We start from the raw sequence: 16793 nt of genomic DNA, 5'->3' as shown, positions 1-16793 counted from the left end.
CCATGCCGATCCTCACCCTCGACGCCGCCGAGACCCTCGTGGCCGACGCCCTGACGCGCTCGGGCACCGCTCACGGCAATGCCCGCTCCGTCGCCCGCGCCCTCGTGATCGCGGAGGCCGACGGCCTCTCGGGCCACGGCCTCTCCCGGGTGCCGAGCTACGCGGCGCAGGCGAAGGCGGGCAAGGTCGACGGCAACGCGGTGCCGCGGGTCGAGCAGGCCCGTCCGGGCGTGCTCGCCATCGACGCGGCGCACGGCTTCGCCTATCCGGCCCTCGAGGTGGCGGTGGCGGCCCTGCCCGCCATGGCCCGGGCGCAGGGGCTCGCCGCGGCCTCGATCCGGCGCTCGCACCATTGCGGCGCGGCGGGGCAGCCCGTGGAGCGCCTCGCCGAGGCCGGCTTCGTCGCGATCCTCTTCGCCAACACGCCCGCCGCCATCGCGCCCTGGGGCGGGCGCAAGGCCCTGTTCGGCACCAACCCCGTCGCCTTCGCGGCGCCGCGAGCGTCGGGCGCGCCCGTCGTCGTCGATCTCTCCCTGTCCAAGGTGGCGCGGGGCAACATCCTGGCCGCCAAGCAGCGCGGCGAGGCGATCCCCGAGGGCTGGGCCTTCGACGCGGACGGCAACCCGACCACCGATCCGGACGCGGCGCTCGCCGGCACCATGGCGCCCTTGGGCGAGGCCAAGGGCACGGCGCTCGCCCTCATGGTCGAGCTCCTGGCGGCGGGGCTGACGGGGGCGGTCTACGCGGCCGACGCGTCCTCGTTCCTCGACGCCAAGGGCCCCCCTCCCGGCACGGGCCAGCTCGTCCTCGCCTTCGACCCGGCCGCCTTCGGCGGCGGCGTCGAGCGCTTCGAGGTGCTGGCCGAGGCGATCGAGGCGCAGGAGGGCGCCCGCCTCCCGGGCCAGCGGCGCCTCGCCGCCCGCGCCCGGGCCCGGGCCGAGGGCCTCGCCGTCTCCGACGCGGCGCTCGCGGCGATCCAGGCCCTTTAGGGCGCCCGCACGGGTGGCGAATCGCGCCGCCCCGGGCCGATGATCCGCGCCCCCGTCAGGAGGCCCCCATGTCGGACGAGCTCGTTCTCTACACCAATCCCATGTCCCGCGGCCGCATCGCGCGCTGGATGCTGGAGGAGGTGGGTCGCCCCTACCGGACCGAGATCCTGGATTTCGGCCCGGCCATGCAGGATCCCGCCTTCCGCGCCCTCAACCCCATGGGCAAGGTGCCCATGATCCGCCACGGCGATATGGTCGTCACCGAGACGCCGGCGATCTGCGCCTATCTCGCCGACGCCTTCCCCGAGGCGGGCCTCGCGCCCGCGCCGGGCGACCGGCTGCGCGGCCCCTATTACCGCTGGATGTTCTTCGCCGCAGGCCCGCTGGAGGCCGCGGTGACGAACCGGGCGCTCGGCGTCGAGGTGCCCGGCGAGCGCCGGGGCATGGTGGGCTACGGCTCCTACGGGGCCGCCATGGACGCGCTCGAGGCCGCCGTGTCGGCGGGCGACTACGTGGCGGGCGACCGCTTCACCGCGGCGGACGTCTATGTGGGCTCCCATATCGGCTGGGGCCTCGCCTTCGGCTCCATCGAGAAGCGCCCCGCCTTCGAGCGCTACCACGCGCGCGTCTCCGAGCGCCCCGCCGCCCAGCGCGCCCGCGCCATCGACGACGCGCTCCTGCCGCCGCGGGCCTGAGGGGTTCCCTCCGAAGGCCGGGACGACGGAGCATGTGGGATCGGCTGCCCCTTGCTGCCGCTCCCGCGTCGGGGCACGTTACGCGGCCCGCAGCGACGGGCCCAAGCAAGACGAACGGGAGGTTGCCCATGAGCCGATTGACGAGGCGCGCGGTCCTGGCCGGCGCGATGACCCTGCCGGCGCTCGCCCGCGCCCAAGGCACGTGGCCGCAGGGGATCATCAGGATCGTGGTGCCCTTCCCGGCCGGCGGTTCCGTCGACGCCATCGCCCGCTTGGTCCAGCCCGACCTGCAGAAGCGCCTCGGGGTCACGGTGCTCGTCGAGAACCGGGGCGGCGCGTCGGGCAGCGTCGGGGCGGCGGCGGCGGCCAAGGCTGCGCCCGACGGGAACACGTGGCTCTTCGTGTTCGACACCCACGCCGTGAACCCGACCCTGCTGCCGAGCCTCTCCTTCGACTCGGAGAAGGACTTAGACCCCGTCCTCCTCATCGGCACCGCGCCGAACCTTCTCGCCACCCATCCCTCGCGGCCCTACCGGACCCTCGCCGACGTGATCGAGGCGGCCAAGGCCAAGCCCGGCGGGCTCACCTACGCCACGATCGGGGCCGGCAGCCTCGGCCATCTCACCATGGTGCTGCTCGCCAAGCGCGCGAGCGTGAGCCTTGCCCACGTGCCCTACCGGGGCGGCGGGCCCGCGGTGAACGACGCCATCGGCGGGCACGTGGACCTCATCATCGGCAGCGCGGCGCTGCTCGCCAACCAGGTGGCGGGCGGAACGCTGCGGCCTATCGTGCAGACGGGGGAGAAGCGTCATCCCGCCATCGCGGCGGTGCCCACGGTCACCGAGAGCGGCTTCGAGCGCTTCGTCTCCAATGCCTGGTGGGGCGTCTTCGGCCCGGCGGGGATCCCGAAGCCGATCCAGGAGCGGTTCCGGGCCGAGCTCATCGCGGTCCTGCGCCAGCCCGAGATCGCGGCGCGCCTCACCGAAGGGCAGACCATGGAGCTGGCGCTCGGGGGCCCCGAGGAGCTGCGCGCCTTCTTCAAGGAGCAGATGACCGTTTGGGGCGCGGTGGTGCGCGAGAACGCCATCAAGAGCGACACATGAGCCGCGTGCGCATCGCCGTCCTCGACGACACCCAGGACGTGGCGCTCGGCTCCGCCGACTGGAGCGCCCTGGAGGACCGGGCCGAGATCACGGTCTTCCGCGAGCCCTTCGCCGACGAGGATGCCGCCGCCCGGGCGCTGGCGCCGTTCGCGGTCCTGGTGCCCATGCGCGAGCGCACGCCCTTCCCGGCCTCGCTCATCGCCCGCCTGCCGGCCCTGCGCCTCGTGGCGCTGACCGGCGCGCGGGCGCCGAGCCTCGACGTGGCGGCCTGCACGGCGCACGGCGTGCTCGTGTGCAACACCGCCATGGACTCGGCCGCCGCCACCGCCGAGCTCGCCTTCGCCCTCATCCTCGCCTGCGCCCGCGCGATTCCGGGGGCCGACGCCGCCATGCGGGCCGGGGGCTGGCACGGGGGCGTGCCGCTCGGCACGGTATTGGCCGGAAAACGGCTGGGGGTTTTGGGGCTGGGCAAACTCGGCTCGCGGGTCGCGGGCTATGGCCGGGCCTTCGGCATGGAGGTCGTGGCCTGGAGCCAGAACCTCACGGCGGAGGCCGCGAGCGCGGGCGGCGCCCGGCTCGTCTCGAAGGAGGAATTGTTCGCGGCCAGCGACGTGGTCTCGATCCACCTCGTCCTGTCGGAGCGCACCCGGGGGCTCGTCGGCGGGCCTGAGCTCGCGGCCATGCGCGACGGCGCCATCCTCGTGAACACCTCGCGCGGCCCCATCGTGGACGAGGCGGCCCTGCTCGCGGAGCTCGCGCGCGGGCGCCTCAGGGCGGGGCTCGACGTGTTCGACCGCGAGCCGCTTCCCGCCGGCCACCCGCTGCGGAGCATGGGGAACGTCGTGCTGACCCCGCATCTGGGCTACGCGACCGCGTCCGTCTTCGCGCAGGTCTACCGCGAGAGCGTGGAGAATATCGACGCGTTCCTGGCAGGCCGCCCGATCCGCGTCGTCAACCCAGACGCGCTCGGCCGCCACGCTCGATGAAGACTCCGCCCGGCCCCGACTGGCGCCCGATCGACACCGCGCCCCGGGACGGGACGCGGCTCCAGGTCTATTCGCCCGCCATAGGCGAGAGCGTCGCGTGGTGGCTCGCGGCCGCCGAGGTCTGGGCGGAGGAGCTCGGCAGCGGCTACATGGCGCCGCACCAGGACTGGACCCACTGGCGCCCCTGCGCCGAGGAGCGCGACCCATGACCGACCGCATGCCGCCCCTCCCGCCCGAGGCGATGACGCCGGACCAGGCCCGCGCCGCGGAGGCCTTCGCGGGGGACCGGGGCACCCCCGTCTTCGGCCCCTTCGTGCCGCTCCTGCGCTCGCCCGAGCTGATGCTGCACCTCCAGAAGGTGGGGGCGCATTGCCGCTATCGCAGCGCGCTGGGCCTGGGGCTCACCGAGTTCACGATCCTGCTCGTGGCGCGCCGCCATGCCCAGCCCGTCGAGTGGGCGATCCACGCCCCCATCGCGGCCGAGGCGGGGGTGGCCGAGGAGACGATCGCGGCGCTGCTCGAGGGCCGCCGCCCGCCCGCCATGAGCCCCGACGAGACCCTCGTCTTCGACGCCGTGGCGGAGCTGTGGGCCCATGGCGGCTGGTCGGATGCCACCTATGCGGCGATCGGGGCGCGGTTCGGCGAGGCCGGGATCATCGATCTCGTGGGGACCGTGGGCTACTACGCCACCATCGCTATGGTGATGAACGTGGCCCGCACGGAGGCGCCGGGGGGCTTTCGCATGCCGCCGCTCCCTTGAGAGCGCTCGCTGGCGCTTCCCGTGATCGAGCCCGAGGTGCCCCCCTCTCCCATGGGGAGAGGGATGCACGAAGTGCCAGGGGTGAGGGGGTACCACGCGGTTCCAGCGAGTTCCCGCCCCCTCATGCTGAGGAGCCCGCGCCAGCGGGCGTCTCGAAGCACGCAGGACGGGGCCAACGCCGTCCGGAGATCCCTGCAGCGCCCTTCGAGGCCCGCCTGCGGCGGGCACCTCAGGACGAGGGTGAGATCAAGCACCCACCCTCCCCCGCAAGCCCCTCACGCCGCCGCAGGCTTGAAGCTCAGCGCCACGCCGTTGAGGCAGTGGCGCAGCCCCGTGGGCTTCGGGCCGTCGTCGAAGACGTGGCCGAGATGCCCGCCGCAGCGGCGGCAATGCACCTCGGTGCGGGTGAGGAACACGAGCTTGCGGTCCTCGCGGGTGGCCACCGCGCCCTCGATCGGGGCATAGAAGCTCGGCCAGCCCGTGCCGCTCTCGAACTTGGTGCTCGAGGGATAGACCGCGAGGTCGCAGCCCGCGCAATGGAAGGTGCCGGCGCGCTTCTCGGCGTTCAGCGGGCTGGAGCCCGCCCGCTCCGTGTCCTCCTTGCGCAGGACCGCGAACTGCGCCGGGGTCAGGCGCTTCTTCCATTCGGCCTCGGAGAGGGTGATCTCGAAGGTCTTGGCTGACCCGGCGGCCCGGGCGGGAGCGGTTGCGGCCGCCGCAAGCGCGGTCGTACCGGTCAGAAGCAGGGCGCGGCGCGTCAGCATGGCATCCTCGCGATGGTGTCCGTCGGGGGGCATACACCTCAGATCGGCGCTTGGATGCACGAGCGCAACGGAATTGCGCGGCTCCGCCGCACCCGGCTCGACTCCCTCAGGGCTCATGACCTCGACAGCTTGCAAGAACGAGTCGCGGCACCGGCACCATCACTCCTCATAAAAACGGACCTGTCCCCGTGAGCGGCTAGCATCGGTAACGAGGGTGATCTGACCCCCAAACTTGAAAAGCCGGAAAGGACCACCGAGTCCTTGGTACTCGAAGAGTGAAACCGCAGGGAAGCCAGTTCCGACCTTAGATCCGACACCATACCCGTGGCTACTTCCTGAGGCAGCGCGCTCCTGAAAGGGCCAGCCTTTCAAAAGTAATGTGAACTCGGCAGGGTCGATCTCGAAAACGCACGTTCTGACGACGTCGGTCGGTACCCAGTCCGACGAACATTTCACGTTTCGCAGAGAGGTCGGAATGTGCGGGATCCGCAGTAAGCTTGCGACCGTTTGCGGCGCGCGCACGGCATCCGCGAGCTCAGCAAGTCCTATTGCTGCAGCAACGATCACAACAACAGCCAACCATGTCTTGTATCGTCTGAGAATCCACATCGTGCTGTCCGTTCTTCCGCTCTTGGCCGACGCGGCTCCTCCGGTCGCCGCCGTAGGCTCCCGTGCCTTCGCGTGAGCCGGGGCTATCTCACCCGGGGCTCCTATCCGTGCGCAAGACCCGGGCCGTCGCCTCGTCAGCGGGAAAGAACGCCTCGACGGCAAGCTCCGAGAGGGTGACGTCGACGGGCGTGCCGAACACGGTGATCGTCGAGATGAAAGAGAGCGTTCCGCCCGGGGTGGCAAGCCGCAGGGGCACGGCGATCCCGGCATGGTCCGCCGCTCCCGTCGCCTCGCCACCGGGATAGCGCTCCATCTCCTCCAAGAGGCGCGCGAGCCGAGCGTCGGCCGTGATCGCGATTTGGTGGCGCAGACGCTCGAAGAGGTGCTGGCGCCACTCGGGCAGGTTCACGATGGCGGGCGCGAGCCCGTCCGGGTGCAGGCTCAGGCGCAGGACGTTGACCGGCGGGGCCAGCAGGGCGGGGTCGCGCACGCCGGCCAGCAGCGGCGGCACGGCGGCGTTGGCGGCGACGAGCGTCCAGTGGCGGTCGACGGCAAGCGCCGGATAGGGCTCGTGCCCCTTGAGCACGAGATCCACCGCCGCCCGCGCCGCCGCGAGCGCGGGATCGTCGAGGGGGCGCTCGGGATAGAGCGGCGCGTAACCGGCAGCGAGCAGCAGGACGTTGCGCTCGCGCAAGGGGACGCCGAGCCGCTCGGCGAGATTGAGCACCATGGCCCGGCTCGGCGAGGACCGTCCGCTCTCCACGAAGCTCAGGTGCTTTTGCGAGATCTCGGCGTCGAGCGCGAGATCGAGCTGGCTCATGCGCCGCCGCTGACGCCAGGCGCGCAGGTGATCGCCGAAAGGGCGGACGGGGGGTGAGGCGCCGGTACCGAGGGTCATGGGGCAAGCCTAACGGATCCCCGACCCGCGCCCAATTACCTCCCGCTTAATCGACGGCCCGCACGGGGGCTCGCATCATCCCGGCGTCGATCCAACCGGAGAACCGCGATGATCACTCTCAAGACCCTGTCCGTCCTGCGCGCCGCGCTCCTCGCCGATGCCGCGGCGAGCGGCGCCACGGGCCTTCTGGCCCTTGCCGGAGCGGGCCTCCTCGCCGGTCCGCTGGGGCTGCCCGCGCCGCTTCTGCAAGGCGCCGGCCTCATCCTCCTGCCCTATGCCGCCTTCGTGGCGTGGCTCGGGACGCGGGCCGTGCCCGCCCGGGGCCTCGTGCTCGCCGTCGTCGCGATCAACGTGCTGTGGACCCTCGACAGCCTCGCGCTTCTCGCGAGCGGCTGGGTGGCGCCAAGCGCGCTCGGCATCGCCTTCGTGGGGTTGCAGGCCCTGGTGGTCGGCGGCTTCGCGGCGGCGCAGGCCTATGGGCTGCACCTGGAAGGCCGCGGGGCGTCGGGCGCGCTGCGCGGGGCGTGAGGACCCGGACACGAAAGGGCCCCCGCTCCGGGACGAACGGGCAGGGGTGCATCCGCACCTCCTACCTCGCCTGCTACGGGCGGGGGCCGATCGGGACCGCCAGTCGGGCGCCAGGCGCGTCAGGCCGGGCGCGGGCATGAGCCGGGCCGGAGTCCATCCGTCCTTGCCACGGCTCCATCGATGCCGCCGGTGACGCCCGGGGCCTCGAAGTCCACCAATATCCGCTGGGGTAGACCTGATATGGGGGCATGGGGCCCGTCCCGCAAGGGGCGCGGCCGCCCCCGCGAAAAGCGGCGCGGCTCCGCCATCCGGCGGATCCGGCCTGTCCAAGGACATGGCGCGGCTTGCCGAGCGGCTCGCCCTCATCGTCAGGGCTGCGGCGCTCCTCACCGTCCCCGCCCGCCGCTTCCGGGCGTGGATCGCGCCGGTCCTGCCCGACGGGCTGGCGGCGGCGGGGATCGCGGTCGTGGGCCTCGTGATCGTGGGGCTCGCCATGATGAACGGGCTTCACGCCTACTGGGCGGCGGCGCCCTCGACGCTCGCGGCCTTCGTGGGCACGGCGGTTCTCGTCAATCTGGGGTCGGGGCTCGCGGGCGCGCTCCTGTTCTCGTCCTGGGGCCTCAAGGACGCGCTGACGGTGGGCCTGGTGAGCGGCAACCGCAACGTGACGCTCGCCTGGGCGGCGGCGGGCGCGACGCTGCCGCCCGCGACGGAGGCCTATATGGCGGCCTGCGTCCTGCCCGTCCTCGCCCTGCCGCTCGCGATGAAGACCGTGCTCGCCCTGCGGGCCCGCCGGCTCGATTTCGCGGCGCGGCGCCTGGGCAACGCGGCCTAGGCGAGAAAGCCCGCCACCTCGTCGCGGCGCGGCACGGAGAGAGCGGCGCCGGGCCGCGTGACCGCGAGCCCCGCGACGGCGCAGCCGAACCGCGCCGCTTCCAGCGTCGGGCGGCCCTCGGCGAGGGCCGCCGCGAAGGCGCCGGCGAAGGCGTCCCCCGCCCCCGTGGTGTCGACCACCGGGCCCGCCCGGACGGCGGGGATCATCGTCGCGGCTCCCGCCTCGCAGACCAGCACGCCCTCGGCCCCGAGGGTCACCACGGCGCAGCCGACGCCGCGCGCCAGGAGCGCCTCGCCCGCGGCCCGGGCGCTCGCGGCATCGGTGACGGGGATGCCGGTGAGGGCCGCGGCCTCGCTCTCGTTGGGCGTGACCACGTCGCACAGGCACCACGCCGCGTCCGGCACGGGCCCGGCGGGCGCGGGGTTCAGGATCGTGCGCAGCCCGTGCCGCCGGGCCATCTCCAGGCCCCGGATCGCCGCCTCGACGGGCTGCTCCAGCTGGGTCAGGAAGATGTCGGCGCCCCGGAAGGCCGCCTCCGCCGCCTCGATGTCGGCCGCCGAGAGGAGCCCCGCGGCGCCGCTCTCCACGATGATGGCGTTCTGGCCCGTGCCGGCCTCCAGGAAGATGAAGGCCGCGCCCGTGGGCGCGCCGCCCGCCCGCACATGGGCGATGTCGATCCCCTCGGCGCTCCACAGGTCCCGGGCCATGGCCCCGAAGGCGTCCTCGCCGATGCGGGAGACGAGGCGCACCCGCGCGCCGCTGCGCGCGGCCGCCACTGCCTGGTTCGACCCCTTGCCGCCGGGCCCGAGCGCGAAGCCCCGCGCCGCCAGGGTCTCGCCGAGGCGGGGCAGGCGGGGAGCCGTGAAGGCGAGGTCGGCGGCGAAGATGCCGAGGACGACGACGGTTCCGGTCATGGGCGCCTCCCAGGGGTCAGGTCACCCCCTCCAGGGGCGCGGGGACGGCCTCGTCGGCGAGGAGGAAGGTGGAGCGCACCACCTCCCAGGCGGCCCCGAGATGGCGGCGCAGCGCATCCTCGGCGGCGTCGGGATCGCGCATCTCGATGGCGTCGAGGATCGCCTGGTGGCCGGCATGGTTCATCCGGTCGATGTCGGGGCCCCGTTTCATCGAGCGCCAATGCGACACGAGCCAGTCGACATAGGCCTTGTGGACGGCGGGGAAGATCGGGTTGCCGGGAATGGCGTAGAGGAGGGCGTGGAAGGCGACGTCGGTCTCGTCGAACCGCGCGGAATCGCCGATGGCGGCGCGGTTGGCGGCGAGCGCCAGGCGCAGGGCCGCGATGTCCTCGCGCCGGGCGTGGCGGGCCGCGTGGCGGGCGAGCGACGCCTCCAGGAAGATGCGCGAGTCGAACAGGTTGCGTACCCCGACCCGGTCCTCGACCAGGTGGCCCACGAGGTCGCCGAGCCGGTCGATGGCGACGCCGTAATCGGGCTTGCGCACCACCGGCCGGTGCCCCAGCCGGGTCTCGACGAGGCCGTGATTGGCAAGCGACACGATCGCCTCGCGCACCGCCGCGCGGCTCACGCCGAAGCGCTGCATCAGGTCGCGCTCGGCCGGCAGATGGGAGCCCTCCGGCAGGCTGCCCGTCTTGATGAGGCGGACGAGCTCGTCCGTCACCGCATCGGCCCTCCGGCCGCTCCCCGCGCTCCGTTCCATCGCACCGCTCCCCGGCGGGTCCCCACGGCCGCACCCCGCTCCACGCTGCATTTGGTCGGACCAAAATGCAAGAGGGTCGGACCATCGGGGTATACGGATCGCTTGGCTTGGGGCCGCGGGGATGGCCCGGATTGGAACGCCGCCCCATCCTCTTGCCCCGAGGCGCCCCGCCCTGCGGGGCCTCGCCTCAGGTGTTGAACCGGAAGTGCAGCACGTCCCCGTCCTGGACGACGTATTCCTTGCCTTCCAGGCGCAGCCGGCCGGCATCGCGGGCGCCGGCCTCGCCCTTGAGGGCCACGTAGTCCGGATAGGCGATGGTCTCGGCGCGGATGAAGCCCTTCTCGAAATCGGTGTGGATCACCCCCGCCGCCTGGGGCGCCCGGGTGCCGACCGTGATCGTCCAGGCGCGGGCCTCCTTGGGGCCGACGGTGAAGTAGGTGACGAGACCCAGCAGCTTGTAGCCGGCGCGGATCACCCGGTTGAGCCCGGGCTCCTCGAGGCCGACCGCCTCCAGGTACTCCGTCTGCTCGCCGGGCGGCAGGACCGCGATCTCGCTCTCGATCTTGGCCGAGACCACCACGGCCTGCGCGTTCTCCGCCTTGGCGCGCGCCATCACCTGGTCGGAGAAGGCGTTGCCCTTGTCGGCCGACGCCTCCTCCACGTTGCAGACGTAGAGGACGGGCTTGGAGGTGAGGAGCCCCAGCATGTCGAAGGCGCGGCGCTCCTCCGGCTTCACGTCGACGAGGCGGGCGGGCCGGCCCTCGCGCAGGAGCGCGAGCGAGCGGTTGACGAGGTCGAGACTCTCCTTCGCCTCCTTGTCGCCGCCCCGCGCCCGCTTCTCCAGGGCGATGACCCGCTTCTCGAGGCTGTCGAGATCGGCGAGCATCAGCTCGGTCTCGATGGTCTCGATGTCGGCGATGGGATCGATCTTGCCCTCGACATGGGTGATGTCGCTGTCCTCGAAGCAGCGCACCACGTGGGCGACGGCGTCGCATTCGCGAATGTTGGCGAGGAACTGGTTGCCGAGCCCCTCGCCCTTCGAGGCGCCGCGCACGAGCCCCGCGATGTCGACGAAGGTGAGGCGGGTCGGGATGATCTGCTTCGAGCCCGCGATGCCGGCCAGCGTGTCGAGCCGGTCGTCGGGCACCGCCACGTCGCCCACGTTGGGCTCGATGGTGCAGAACGGATAGTTCGCGGCCTGGGCCGCCGCCGTCTGCGTCAGCGCGTTGAAGAGGGTCGACTTGCCGACGTTCGGCAGGCCGACGATGCCGCATTGAAAGCCCATGATGGTCGCTCAGCTCAGGTTCGGCAGCGCGTCAGGCGCCGTCGTGAAGGGGTTGACGAGAATGACGCCGGCATAGCGCGCGCCTGCCGACATGTCTTCGGTGAGAAAGAACCGGCAGCCCGCCTGGTGCGCCGCCGCGATCAGCAAGCAATCGTACCAGCCGTAGCCGAGCTGCAGGCGAACGTCCCAGGCGACGTCGATCTCCTCGTCGTCGATGGCCTTGTGCCCCCAATGGGCGAGCGCGTCCAGTTCCTCCCGAACGTCGCCGACGGCTCGCCCCGGCTCGCGAGCCAGGATCCAGCGCGTCAGCTCGTTGATGACCTGCCGGTTCACCACGAGGCCTCCCGTCTCGCCGAGGGACCTCAGCCAGTCGCGCGCCACGTCGCGCTTCGTCCCCGCCTTGCGGTCCCTCGCATAGATCAGGACGTTGGTGTCGATGAAGACCCTATCCGTCATGGAGTTCGTCGCGAGAGGGCGCGCGTCCGCTCTCGTCCGTCAGGTCCATCAGGGGCCCCGCCAGGAAGCGGTCGAGCGCTTCCCGCTGGCTCAATGGACGGCCGACGCGCCGCTCGATCGTCTCGGCGATGAACCTCGACAGGCTCTTGCCCTCCGACGCCGCCGCGACGCGGGCCTTGCGCAGGGTCGCCTCGTCCATGGTCACGGTCACGTTCTTCATGGCTCACCTCTCCCCGGGAGCTAGTGTTTCCGTGTTTTCGTGTCAACCAACCCTACGTCTCGCCCAGCCGCTTCACCTCGCCCCAGCCGCGGCCCTCCATGGCGAGATGCACCTTGTTCTGGAAGCTCGCGTCCTCGCCCCCGGCGAGCAAGGCCGCGTGGTCGGCGCAGGCGCGGCACAGGTCGTCGACCCAATCGGCCTCCGCCTTGCCGAAATCGTTGAGCACGTAGGCGTGCACCAGCGCCTTGTCGCCCGGGTGCCCGATCCCCATCCGGACCCGGCGATAATCGTTGCCGCACAGGGCCGTGATGGAGCGAAGCCCGTTATGGCCGGCATTGCCGCCGCCCACCTTCACCCGGAGCTTCGCGGGAGCGAGGTCGAGTTCGTCGTGAAACACGCTGACGTCGGCGAGCGGGATCTTGAAGAAGCGCTGCGCCTCGGCCACCGCCCGGCCGGACTCGTTCATGTAGGTCTCGGGCTTGAGCAGGAGAACGCGCTCGCCGCCGACCACGACCTCCGTGGCCTGCCCCTGGAAGCGGCGGCGCCAGGGCGCGGCGTTGTGGGCGCGCGCGATCGCGTCCACGGCCATGAAGCCGATGTTGTGCCGGTTGCCCTGGTAGCGTGAGCCCGGATTGCCGAGGCCGGCGAAGAGGCGCATGGGGGTCTCCAAACGAAAACGCTCCGGCCGGGGGCCGGAGCGCAGGGTCTCGCGTCGATCCGGGGATCGATCAGGCGGCGGGAGCCGGCTCGGCGGTCTCGCCCGCCGTGTCGCGCATGCCGGCGGCGGCCGTGATCGACAGGATCGTGAAGTCGCGATCCGTGATGGTCGGCTTGGCGCCGGCCGGGAGGTTCACGGCCGAGATGTGCAGCGAGTCGTTGATGTCCATGCTCGACACGTCCGCCTCGATGTAATCGGGGATCGCGTCGGCCGGCACGGTGAGCTCCACCGTGTGACGGACCAGGTTGAGGGCGCCGCCGCGCTTCATGCCGGGGGACCGCTCCTGGCCCACCACATGCACCGCCACCTCGACGGTGACCGTCGAGCCCGCGGCGATGCGCATGAAGTCGACATGGATCGGGAAGTCCTTCACCGGGTCGAGCTGGTAGTCGCGGGGGATCGCGCGCACCGATGCGCCGTCGACGTCGATCTCGAAGATCGTCGTGCGGAAATGGCCGGCATAGATGAGCTGCTTCATCTGGTTGAAGTCGAGGGCGATCGCCTGGGGCGGCTGACCGCCGCCGTAGATCACGGCTGGAACTTGGCCCTGGCGACGAACGGCCCGGGCGGCCCCCTTACCGACCCGGTCGCGCGCCACGGCCTTGAGCTGCTTCACGTCACTCATGGCTGTGGTCCTTAAACAGTTGGTGTCCGAAACGCCGAAGGCCGCCCGCGGCGGCCCTTCCGGTCGTCTGTCGCCCGTGCCTCCAAGGGTGTCTGGCGGGCGCGAGGGGGCTCTTACCCCAATCGGCGCGCGCGGGCAAGGCGGGCGGCCTAGGCAAGGCCGGCCTTCGGCGCTATACAGCCACGATGACCCATGACGCGGCCGTGCGCCCGCCATGGCGGACCGGAACGGCGGTTCCGGGCGGTCACGACCCCTCGTCGACGATCCCCCACCCCGCCCGGGAGCCCTCCGCCATGCCCCTCCTCTCCCGCCGCCTCGCCCTGATCCTCCTCCTCGTGGGGCTCAGCCCCGCGCAAGCGCAGCAAGCTCCGCCCGTCACCGTCTTCGCCGCCGCCTCCCTGAAGACGGCCCTGGAGGACGTCGCCCGGTCCTTCACGGACGCGACCGGAACCCCCGTCCGCTTCTCCTTCGCGGCTTCTTCCGCGCTCGCGCGCCAGATCGAGGCGGGGGCGCCCGCGGACGTGTTCGCCTCCGCCGATATCGAATGGATGGACTACCTCGCCGGGCGCCGGCTCGTCATGGCCGGCACCCGCGTCGATCTCCTGGGCAACCGGCTCGTCGTGGTGGCGCCCGCAGCCTCGCCCCTGCACGAGCTCGCCCTGACGCCCGACGCTCTTCGCGCCGCCCTCGGCACCGGCCGCATCGCCACGGGCGAGGTGACGGCCGTGCCGGCGGGGCGCTACGCCAAGGCGGCGCTGGAGCATCTGGGCCTGTGGGCGGAGGCGGGACCGCGGCTCGCCCAGGCCGAGAACGTGCGGGCGGCGCTCGCCTTCGTGTCGCGGGGCGAGGCGCCGCTCGGCATCGTCTACGAGACCGACGCGCGGGCCGATCCCGGCGTGCGCGTCGTCGCGGCGTTCCCGCCGGGCAGCCATCCGCCGATCGTCTATCCCTTCGCGGTCACGGCGGGGGCGACGGCGCCCGAGGCCGCGCGCCGCTTCCTCGCCTTCCTCGGCGGCCCGCAGGCGCGGGCCGCGTTCGAGGCGCAGGGATTCACGATCCTCACGCCGTCGCGCCCGGGCAACTAGGGCCGATGCTGCAGGTCGACGTCGACAAGAGCCTCGGCGAGACCGCGATCAGCGTGGCCTTCGCCACGCGGGGCCGCGTCACGGCCCTGTTCGGGCCGTCGGGCTCGGGCAAGACGTCGGTGGTCAACATGGTGGCGGGGCTCCTCACGCCGGACCGCGGCCGCATCGCGATCGGCGACGACGTCCTGTTCGACTCGGAGCGCCGCGTCTGCGTGCCCGTGCATCGCCGCCGGATCGGCTACGTGTTCCAGGAGGGCCGCCTGCTGCCGCATCTCTCGGTCCGCTCGAACCTCGCCTTCGGGCGCTGGATGAACGGCCTGCGGCGCGACGCGGACGAGGAGCGGCGCGTGGTCGAGATGCTCGGCATCGGCGGGCTCCTGCGGCGGCGCCCCCTCACCCTGTCGGGGGGCGAGCGCCAGCGGGTGGCCATCGGCCGGGCCCTGCTCCTGCGCCCGCGCCTCCTTCTCCTCGACGAGCCCCTCGCCTCGCTGGACGAGGCGCGCAAGGCCGAGATCCTGCCCTATCTGGAGCGCCTGCGCGACGAGGCGGGCACCCCCATGATTTATGTCTCGCACGCGGAGGCCGAGGTGCGGCGCCTCGCCGACGAGGTGGTGCGCCTCGCCGCGGGGCGGGTGGTCGGGACTAGGATCTGAGAGGCTGGCCCATAAGGAGGGCCCACCCTCCACCCTCGTCCTGAGGTGCCCGCCGCAGGCGGGCCTCGAAGGGCGCTCCAGGGATCTCCCTCCGGCTCACGCCTGTGGTGCGTGCTGCGAGACGCCCGCAGGCGCGGGCTCCTCAGCATGAGGGGGTGGGGAGCCGCTGGTGCGGGCCGGGACCCGAGGCCCCGGCCCCGTCCAGGGTCAGGCGTTCACGCGCACCACGTGGGTGGCGCACAGGATGTCGTGCAGGGTCTTGCGGTCGGCGCGCAGCGCCATGAGGTAGCCGATGCCGAGGATCAGCGCCGACAGGGCGCCCGCGACATAGCGGCCGAGCGCCAGAATCGGGGTCACGGGCGTGCCGTCGTCGCGCACGAGCCGGAGCCCCAGGACGCGCTTGCCGATGGTCGCCTGCTGCGGGCTCGAATGGAGCAGGACGAAATAGGCCACCATGCCGACCATCGTGACGAGGCTCGCGAGCGCGTCCCCGACGATGAAGCTCAGGATGCCGCCGACGACGATCTGGGCCGCCACGAGGATCACGGTATCGATGAGGATGGCGCCCGCGCGCACGCCGAAGCCCGCCCGGTCCGCCATGGCGCCCGCGGGCGTGGGCGGAAGCGCCGGCCGGACGGTCGAGCGCGGGGCGACGGGGGCGAAGAGGGCCGCAAAGAGCGGCAGGGCGGCGACCGTGGTCCACATGGCGCTGCCCGCGGCGGCGATCTCGGTCTGGGCCTGGACGCGGCCCTCGTTGATGAAGCCCCGGATCTGATCGACCGTGTAGGGCCCGTAATCCTGGCCTCCGGTGCGAATATGCCAGAGGTCACCCGTTCCAGTGTCGGCGTTCATGCTGTCTTCCCCCATCCCGTCCGGGACATGCCATGGGGGTAGCCCGGCGCCCCGAGCTTGGGCGTGCGCCGGAGCACACGCGACGGCGCTGCCGCAGGGTCAGTCGAACAGGCTCGACACCGAGCTCTCGGTCGCCGTGCGCCCGATCGCCTCGCCCATGAGCGGAGCGATGTTGATGACGCGGATGTTCTTGGCGAGCGCCACGGCGTGGGTGGGCTGGATCGAGTCCGTGATCACGAGCTCCTTGAGCTTGGAATTCGCGATGCGCGACACGGCCCCGCCCGACAGCACCCCGTGGGTGATGTAGGCGTAGACCTCCTTGGCGCCGTTGGCGAGGAGCGCGTCGGCCGCGTTGCACAGGGTGCCGCCGGAATCGATGATGTCGTCGACGAGGATGCAGGAGCGCCCTTCCACGTCGCCGATGATGTTCATGACCTCGGACTCGCCCGGGCGCTCGCGCCGCTTGTCGACGATGGCAAGCGGCGCGTCGATGCGCTTGGCGAGCGCGCGGGCGCGCACCACGCCGCCCACGTCCGGCGACACCACCATGCGGTTGCCGCCGGGGAGCCGCTCCTTCACGTCGCGCACCATCACGGGCGCGGCGAAGAGGTTGTCGGTGGGGATGTCGAAGAAGCCCTGGATCTGCCCTGCGTGGAGGTCGAGGGTGAGGACCCGGTCGGCGCCGGCCTCCGTGATGAGGTTCGCCACGAGCTTCGCCGAGATCGGGGTACGGCCCGCCGCGCGCCGGTCCTGGCGGGCATAGCCGAAATAGGGGATCACCGCCGTGATGCGCCGGGCCGAGGAGCGGCGCAGCGCGTCGATGATGATGAGAAGCTCCATGAGGTGGTCGTTGGCGGGGAACGACGTCGACTGGAGCACGAACACGTCCTCGCCGCGCACGTTCTCCTGCAGCTCGACGAAGACCTCCATGTCGGCGAAGCGCTTCACCTGGCAGCGGGCGAGCGGCACGTCGAGATAGGACGCGATCGCCTCCGCCAGCGGCCGGTTGGAGTTGCCCGCGACGATCTTGATGGAGGATTTCATGAGGAACGAGCCGC

The 16793-nt window shown here is 72.3% G+C and carries 20 protein-coding genes and 1 pseudogene; 10 read left to right on the top strand and 11 right to left on the bottom strand.

Going from position 1 to position 16793, the window contains the following annotated elements; genetic code table 11:
• Positions 1 to 2 precede the first annotated feature (2 nt).
• From F0L46_RS09330 to F0L46_RS09305, 6 genes are all read left to right on the top strand, one after another.
• On the top strand, positions 3 to 989 hold the full coding sequence (locus tag F0L46_RS09330; protein ID WP_149816889.1) for an Ldh family oxidoreductase: 987 nt from the start codon (positions 3 to 5) through the stop codon (positions 987 to 989).
• 68 nt (positions 990 to 1057) lie between these two features.
• Positions 1058 to 1684 (top strand): glutathione S-transferase family protein, encoded by a 627-nt coding sequence (locus F0L46_RS09325; protein ID WP_149816888.1) that lies wholly within the window; start codon positions 1058 to 1060, stop codon positions 1682 to 1684.
• A gap of 128 nt (positions 1685 to 1812) precedes the next feature.
• On the top strand, positions 1813 to 2787 hold the full coding sequence (locus tag F0L46_RS09320; protein ID WP_149816887.1) for a Bug family tripartite tricarboxylate transporter substrate binding protein: 975 nt from the start codon (positions 1813 to 1815) through the stop codon (positions 2785 to 2787).
• Positions 2784 to 3773 carry a D-2-hydroxyacid dehydrogenase family protein gene (locus F0L46_RS09315; RefSeq protein WP_149816885.1) on the top strand — a complete coding sequence of 330 codons (990 nt, stop codon included), beginning with the start codon at positions 2784 to 2786 and terminating at the stop codon, positions 3771 to 3773. Before F0L46_RS09320 ends, F0L46_RS09315 begins: the two co-directional genes overlap by 4 nt.
• The gene (locus F0L46_RS09310; protein ID WP_149816884.1) at positions 3770 to 3982 is read left to right on the top strand and encodes a hypothetical protein; all 213 of its coding nucleotides are present in this window, start codon (positions 3770 to 3772) and stop codon (positions 3980 to 3982) included. The genes F0L46_RS09315 and F0L46_RS09310 overlap by 4 nt, the downstream gene beginning before the upstream one ends.
• Positions 3979 to 4533, top strand: coding sequence for a carboxymuconolactone decarboxylase family protein (locus F0L46_RS09305; protein ID WP_149816883.1), 555 nt, complete (start codon positions 3979 to 3981; stop codon positions 4531 to 4533). Before F0L46_RS09310 ends, F0L46_RS09305 begins: the two co-directional genes overlap by 4 nt.
• Positions 4534 to 4808: 275 nt before the next feature.
• On the opposite strand, the gene msrB is transcribed toward F0L46_RS09305, so the two are convergent.
• Both msrB and F0L46_RS09295 read right to left on the bottom strand, forming a co-directional pair.
• The gene (gene msrB, locus F0L46_RS09300) at positions 4809 to 5297 is read right to left on the bottom strand and encodes a peptide-methionine (R)-S-oxide reductase MsrB (RefSeq protein WP_149816881.1); all 489 of its coding nucleotides are present in this window, start codon (positions 5295 to 5297) and stop codon (positions 4809 to 4811) included.
• Positions 5298 to 5994: 697 nt separating this feature from the next.
• Positions 5995 to 6804, bottom strand: coding sequence for a helix-turn-helix domain-containing protein (locus tag F0L46_RS09295; RefSeq protein WP_149816880.1), 810 nt, complete (start codon positions 6802 to 6804; stop codon positions 5995 to 5997).
• Positions 6805 to 6912: 108 nt separating this feature from the next.
• Between F0L46_RS09295 and F0L46_RS09290 the strand changes: the two genes are divergently transcribed.
• Together F0L46_RS09290 and F0L46_RS09285 are read left to right on the top strand one after the other, a co-directional pair.
• Positions 6913 to 7332 (top strand): hypothetical protein, encoded by a 420-nt coding sequence (locus F0L46_RS09290; RefSeq protein WP_149816879.1) that lies wholly within the window; start codon positions 6913 to 6915, stop codon positions 7330 to 7332.
• Between the two features lie 334 nt (positions 7333 to 7666).
• The gene (locus tag F0L46_RS09285) at positions 7667 to 8167 is read left to right on the top strand and encodes a hypothetical protein (RefSeq protein ID WP_149816877.1); all 501 of its coding nucleotides are present in this window, start codon (positions 7667 to 7669) and stop codon (positions 8165 to 8167) included.
• Here F0L46_RS09285 and rbsK read toward each other — a convergent pair.
• The 7 genes from rbsK to F0L46_RS09250 form a co-directional block, all read right to left on the bottom strand.
• A complete protein-coding gene (gene rbsK, locus F0L46_RS09280; protein WP_149816876.1) occupies positions 8164 to 9081 on the bottom strand; it encodes a ribokinase in 918 nt (305 codons plus the stop codon). The two genes, F0L46_RS09285 and rbsK, sit on opposite strands and share 4 nt — an antisense overlap.
• Positions 9082 to 9097: 16 nt before the next feature.
• Entirely contained in the window at positions 9098 to 9841 is a 744-nt protein-coding gene (locus tag F0L46_RS09275; protein ID WP_149816874.1) for an FCD domain-containing protein, read from the bottom strand.
• A 187-nt stretch (positions 9842 to 10028) separates the two neighbouring features.
• The gene (ychF, locus tag F0L46_RS09270) at positions 10029 to 11126 is read right to left on the bottom strand and encodes a redox-regulated ATPase YchF (protein ID WP_149816873.1); all 1098 of its coding nucleotides are present in this window, start codon (positions 11124 to 11126) and stop codon (positions 10029 to 10031) included.
• 9 nt (positions 11127 to 11135) lie between these two features.
• On the bottom strand, positions 11136 to 11582 hold the full coding sequence (locus F0L46_RS09265) for a PIN domain-containing protein (RefSeq protein WP_149816872.1): 447 nt from the start codon (positions 11580 to 11582) through the stop codon (positions 11136 to 11138).
• Positions 11572 to 11802 (bottom strand): hypothetical protein, encoded by a 231-nt coding sequence (locus tag F0L46_RS09260; protein ID WP_149816871.1) that lies wholly within the window; start codon positions 11800 to 11802, stop codon positions 11572 to 11574. Before F0L46_RS09260 ends, F0L46_RS09265 begins: the two co-directional genes overlap by 11 nt.
• A 52-nt stretch (positions 11803 to 11854) precedes the next feature.
• Positions 11855 to 12460, bottom strand: a complete 606-nt coding sequence (pth, locus tag F0L46_RS09255; protein WP_149816870.1) for an aminoacyl-tRNA hydrolase — start codon at positions 12458 to 12460, stop codon at positions 11855 to 11857.
• Between the two features lie 70 nt (positions 12461 to 12530).
• Positions 12531 to 13145, bottom strand: coding sequence for a 50S ribosomal protein L25/general stress protein Ctc (locus F0L46_RS09250; RefSeq protein WP_149816869.1), 615 nt, complete (start codon positions 13143 to 13145; stop codon positions 12531 to 12533).
• A 293-nt stretch (positions 13146 to 13438) separates the two neighbouring features.
• Here F0L46_RS09250 and modA point away from each other — a divergent pair, with 293 nt between their 5' ends.
• On the top strand, positions 13439 to 14230 hold the full coding sequence (gene modA, locus F0L46_RS09245; RefSeq protein ID WP_149816868.1) for a molybdate ABC transporter substrate-binding protein: 792 nt from the start codon (positions 13439 to 13441) through the stop codon (positions 14228 to 14230).
• A 5-nt stretch (positions 14231 to 14235) separates the two neighbouring features.
• A pseudogene (gene modC, locus F0L46_RS09240) lies at positions 14236 to 14865 on the top strand (molybdenum ABC transporter ATP-binding protein); the annotation flags it as partial.
• Positions 14866 to 15090: 225 nt separating this feature from the next.
• On the opposite strand, the gene F0L46_RS09235 reads toward modC, so the two are convergent.
• Entirely contained in the window at positions 15091 to 15735 is a 645-nt protein-coding gene (locus F0L46_RS09235) for an RDD family protein (RefSeq protein ID WP_188311901.1), read from the bottom strand.
• Positions 15736 to 15834: 99 nt separating this feature from the next.
• Positions 15835 to 16779 carry a ribose-phosphate pyrophosphokinase gene (locus F0L46_RS09230; protein ID WP_149816864.1) on the bottom strand — a complete coding sequence of 315 codons (945 nt, stop codon included), beginning with the start codon at positions 16777 to 16779 and terminating at the stop codon, positions 15835 to 15837.
• Positions 16780 to 16793 lie beyond the last annotated feature (14 nt).

The sequence above is a fragment of the Salinarimonas soli genome (assembly GCF_008386575.1).
In the GTDB taxonomy this organism is placed as follows: domain Bacteria; phylum Pseudomonadota; class Alphaproteobacteria; order Rhizobiales; family Beijerinckiaceae; genus Salinarimonas_A; species Salinarimonas_A soli.
This window is presented reverse-complemented; position numbering and strand designations above follow the sequence as displayed.

What these genes read in the sequence shown, in the direction of transcription:
- F0L46_RS09330 (WP_149816889.1), top strand. Translation starts at nt 3, where the DNA reads ATGCCGATCCTCACCCTCGACGCCGCCGAGACCCTCGTGGCCGACGCC.
- F0L46_RS09325 (WP_149816888.1), top strand. Translation starts at nt 1,058, where the DNA reads ATGTCGGACGAGCTCGTTCTCTACACCAATCCCATGTCCCGCGGCCGC.
- F0L46_RS09320 (WP_149816887.1), top strand. Translation starts at nt 1,813, where the DNA reads ATGAGCCGATTGACGAGGCGCGCGGTCCTGGCCGGCGCGATGACCCTG.
- F0L46_RS09315 (WP_149816885.1), top strand. Translation starts at nt 2,784, where the DNA reads ATGAGCCGCGTGCGCATCGCCGTCCTCGACGACACCCAGGACGTGGCG.
- F0L46_RS09310 (WP_149816884.1), top strand. Translation starts at nt 3,770, where the DNA reads ATGAAGACTCCGCCCGGCCCCGACTGGCGCCCGATCGACACCGCGCCC.
- F0L46_RS09305 (WP_149816883.1), top strand. Translation starts at nt 3,979, where the DNA reads ATGACCGACCGCATGCCGCCCCTCCCGCCCGAGGCGATGACGCCGGAC.
- msrB (WP_149816881.1), bottom strand. Translation starts at nt 5,297, where the DNA reads ATGCTGACGCGCCGCGCCCTGCTTCTGACCGGTACGACCGCGCTTGCG.
- F0L46_RS09295 (WP_149816880.1), bottom strand. Translation starts at nt 6,804, where the DNA reads ATGACCCTCGGTACCGGCGCCTCACCCCCCGTCCGCCCTTTCGGCGAT.
- F0L46_RS09290 (WP_149816879.1), top strand. Translation starts at nt 6,913, where the DNA reads ATGATCACTCTCAAGACCCTGTCCGTCCTGCGCGCCGCGCTCCTCGCC.
- F0L46_RS09285 (WP_149816877.1), top strand. Translation starts at nt 7,667, where the DNA reads ATGGCGCGGCTTGCCGAGCGGCTCGCCCTCATCGTCAGGGCTGCGGCG.
- rbsK (WP_149816876.1), bottom strand. Translation starts at nt 9,081, where the DNA reads ATGACCGGAACCGTCGTCGTCCTCGGCATCTTCGCCGCCGACCTCGCC.
- F0L46_RS09275 (WP_149816874.1), bottom strand. Translation starts at nt 9,841, where the DNA reads ATGGAACGGAGCGCGGGGAGCGGCCGGAGGGCCGATGCGGTGACGGAC.
- ychF (WP_149816873.1), bottom strand. Translation starts at nt 11,126, where the DNA reads ATGGGCTTTCAATGCGGCATCGTCGGCCTGCCGAACGTCGGCAAGTCG.
- F0L46_RS09265 (WP_149816872.1), bottom strand. Translation starts at nt 11,582, where the DNA reads ATGACGGATAGGGTCTTCATCGACACCAACGTCCTGATCTATGCGAGG.
- F0L46_RS09260 (WP_149816871.1), bottom strand. Translation starts at nt 11,802, where the DNA reads ATGAAGAACGTGACCGTGACCATGGACGAGGCGACCCTGCGCAAGGCC.
- pth (WP_149816870.1), bottom strand. Translation starts at nt 12,460, where the DNA reads ATGCGCCTCTTCGCCGGCCTCGGCAATCCGGGCTCACGCTACCAGGGC.
- F0L46_RS09250 (WP_149816869.1), bottom strand. Translation starts at nt 13,145, where the DNA reads ATGAGTGACGTGAAGCAGCTCAAGGCCGTGGCGCGCGACCGGGTCGGT.
- modA (WP_149816868.1), top strand. Translation starts at nt 13,439, where the DNA reads ATGCCCCTCCTCTCCCGCCGCCTCGCCCTGATCCTCCTCCTCGTGGGG.
- F0L46_RS09235 (WP_188311901.1), bottom strand. Translation starts at nt 15,735, where the DNA reads ATGAACGCCGACACTGGAACGGGTGACCTCTGGCATATTCGCACCGGA.
- F0L46_RS09230 (WP_149816864.1), bottom strand. Translation starts at nt 16,779, where the DNA reads ATGAAATCCTCCATCAAGATCGTCGCGGGCAACTCCAACCGGCCGCTG.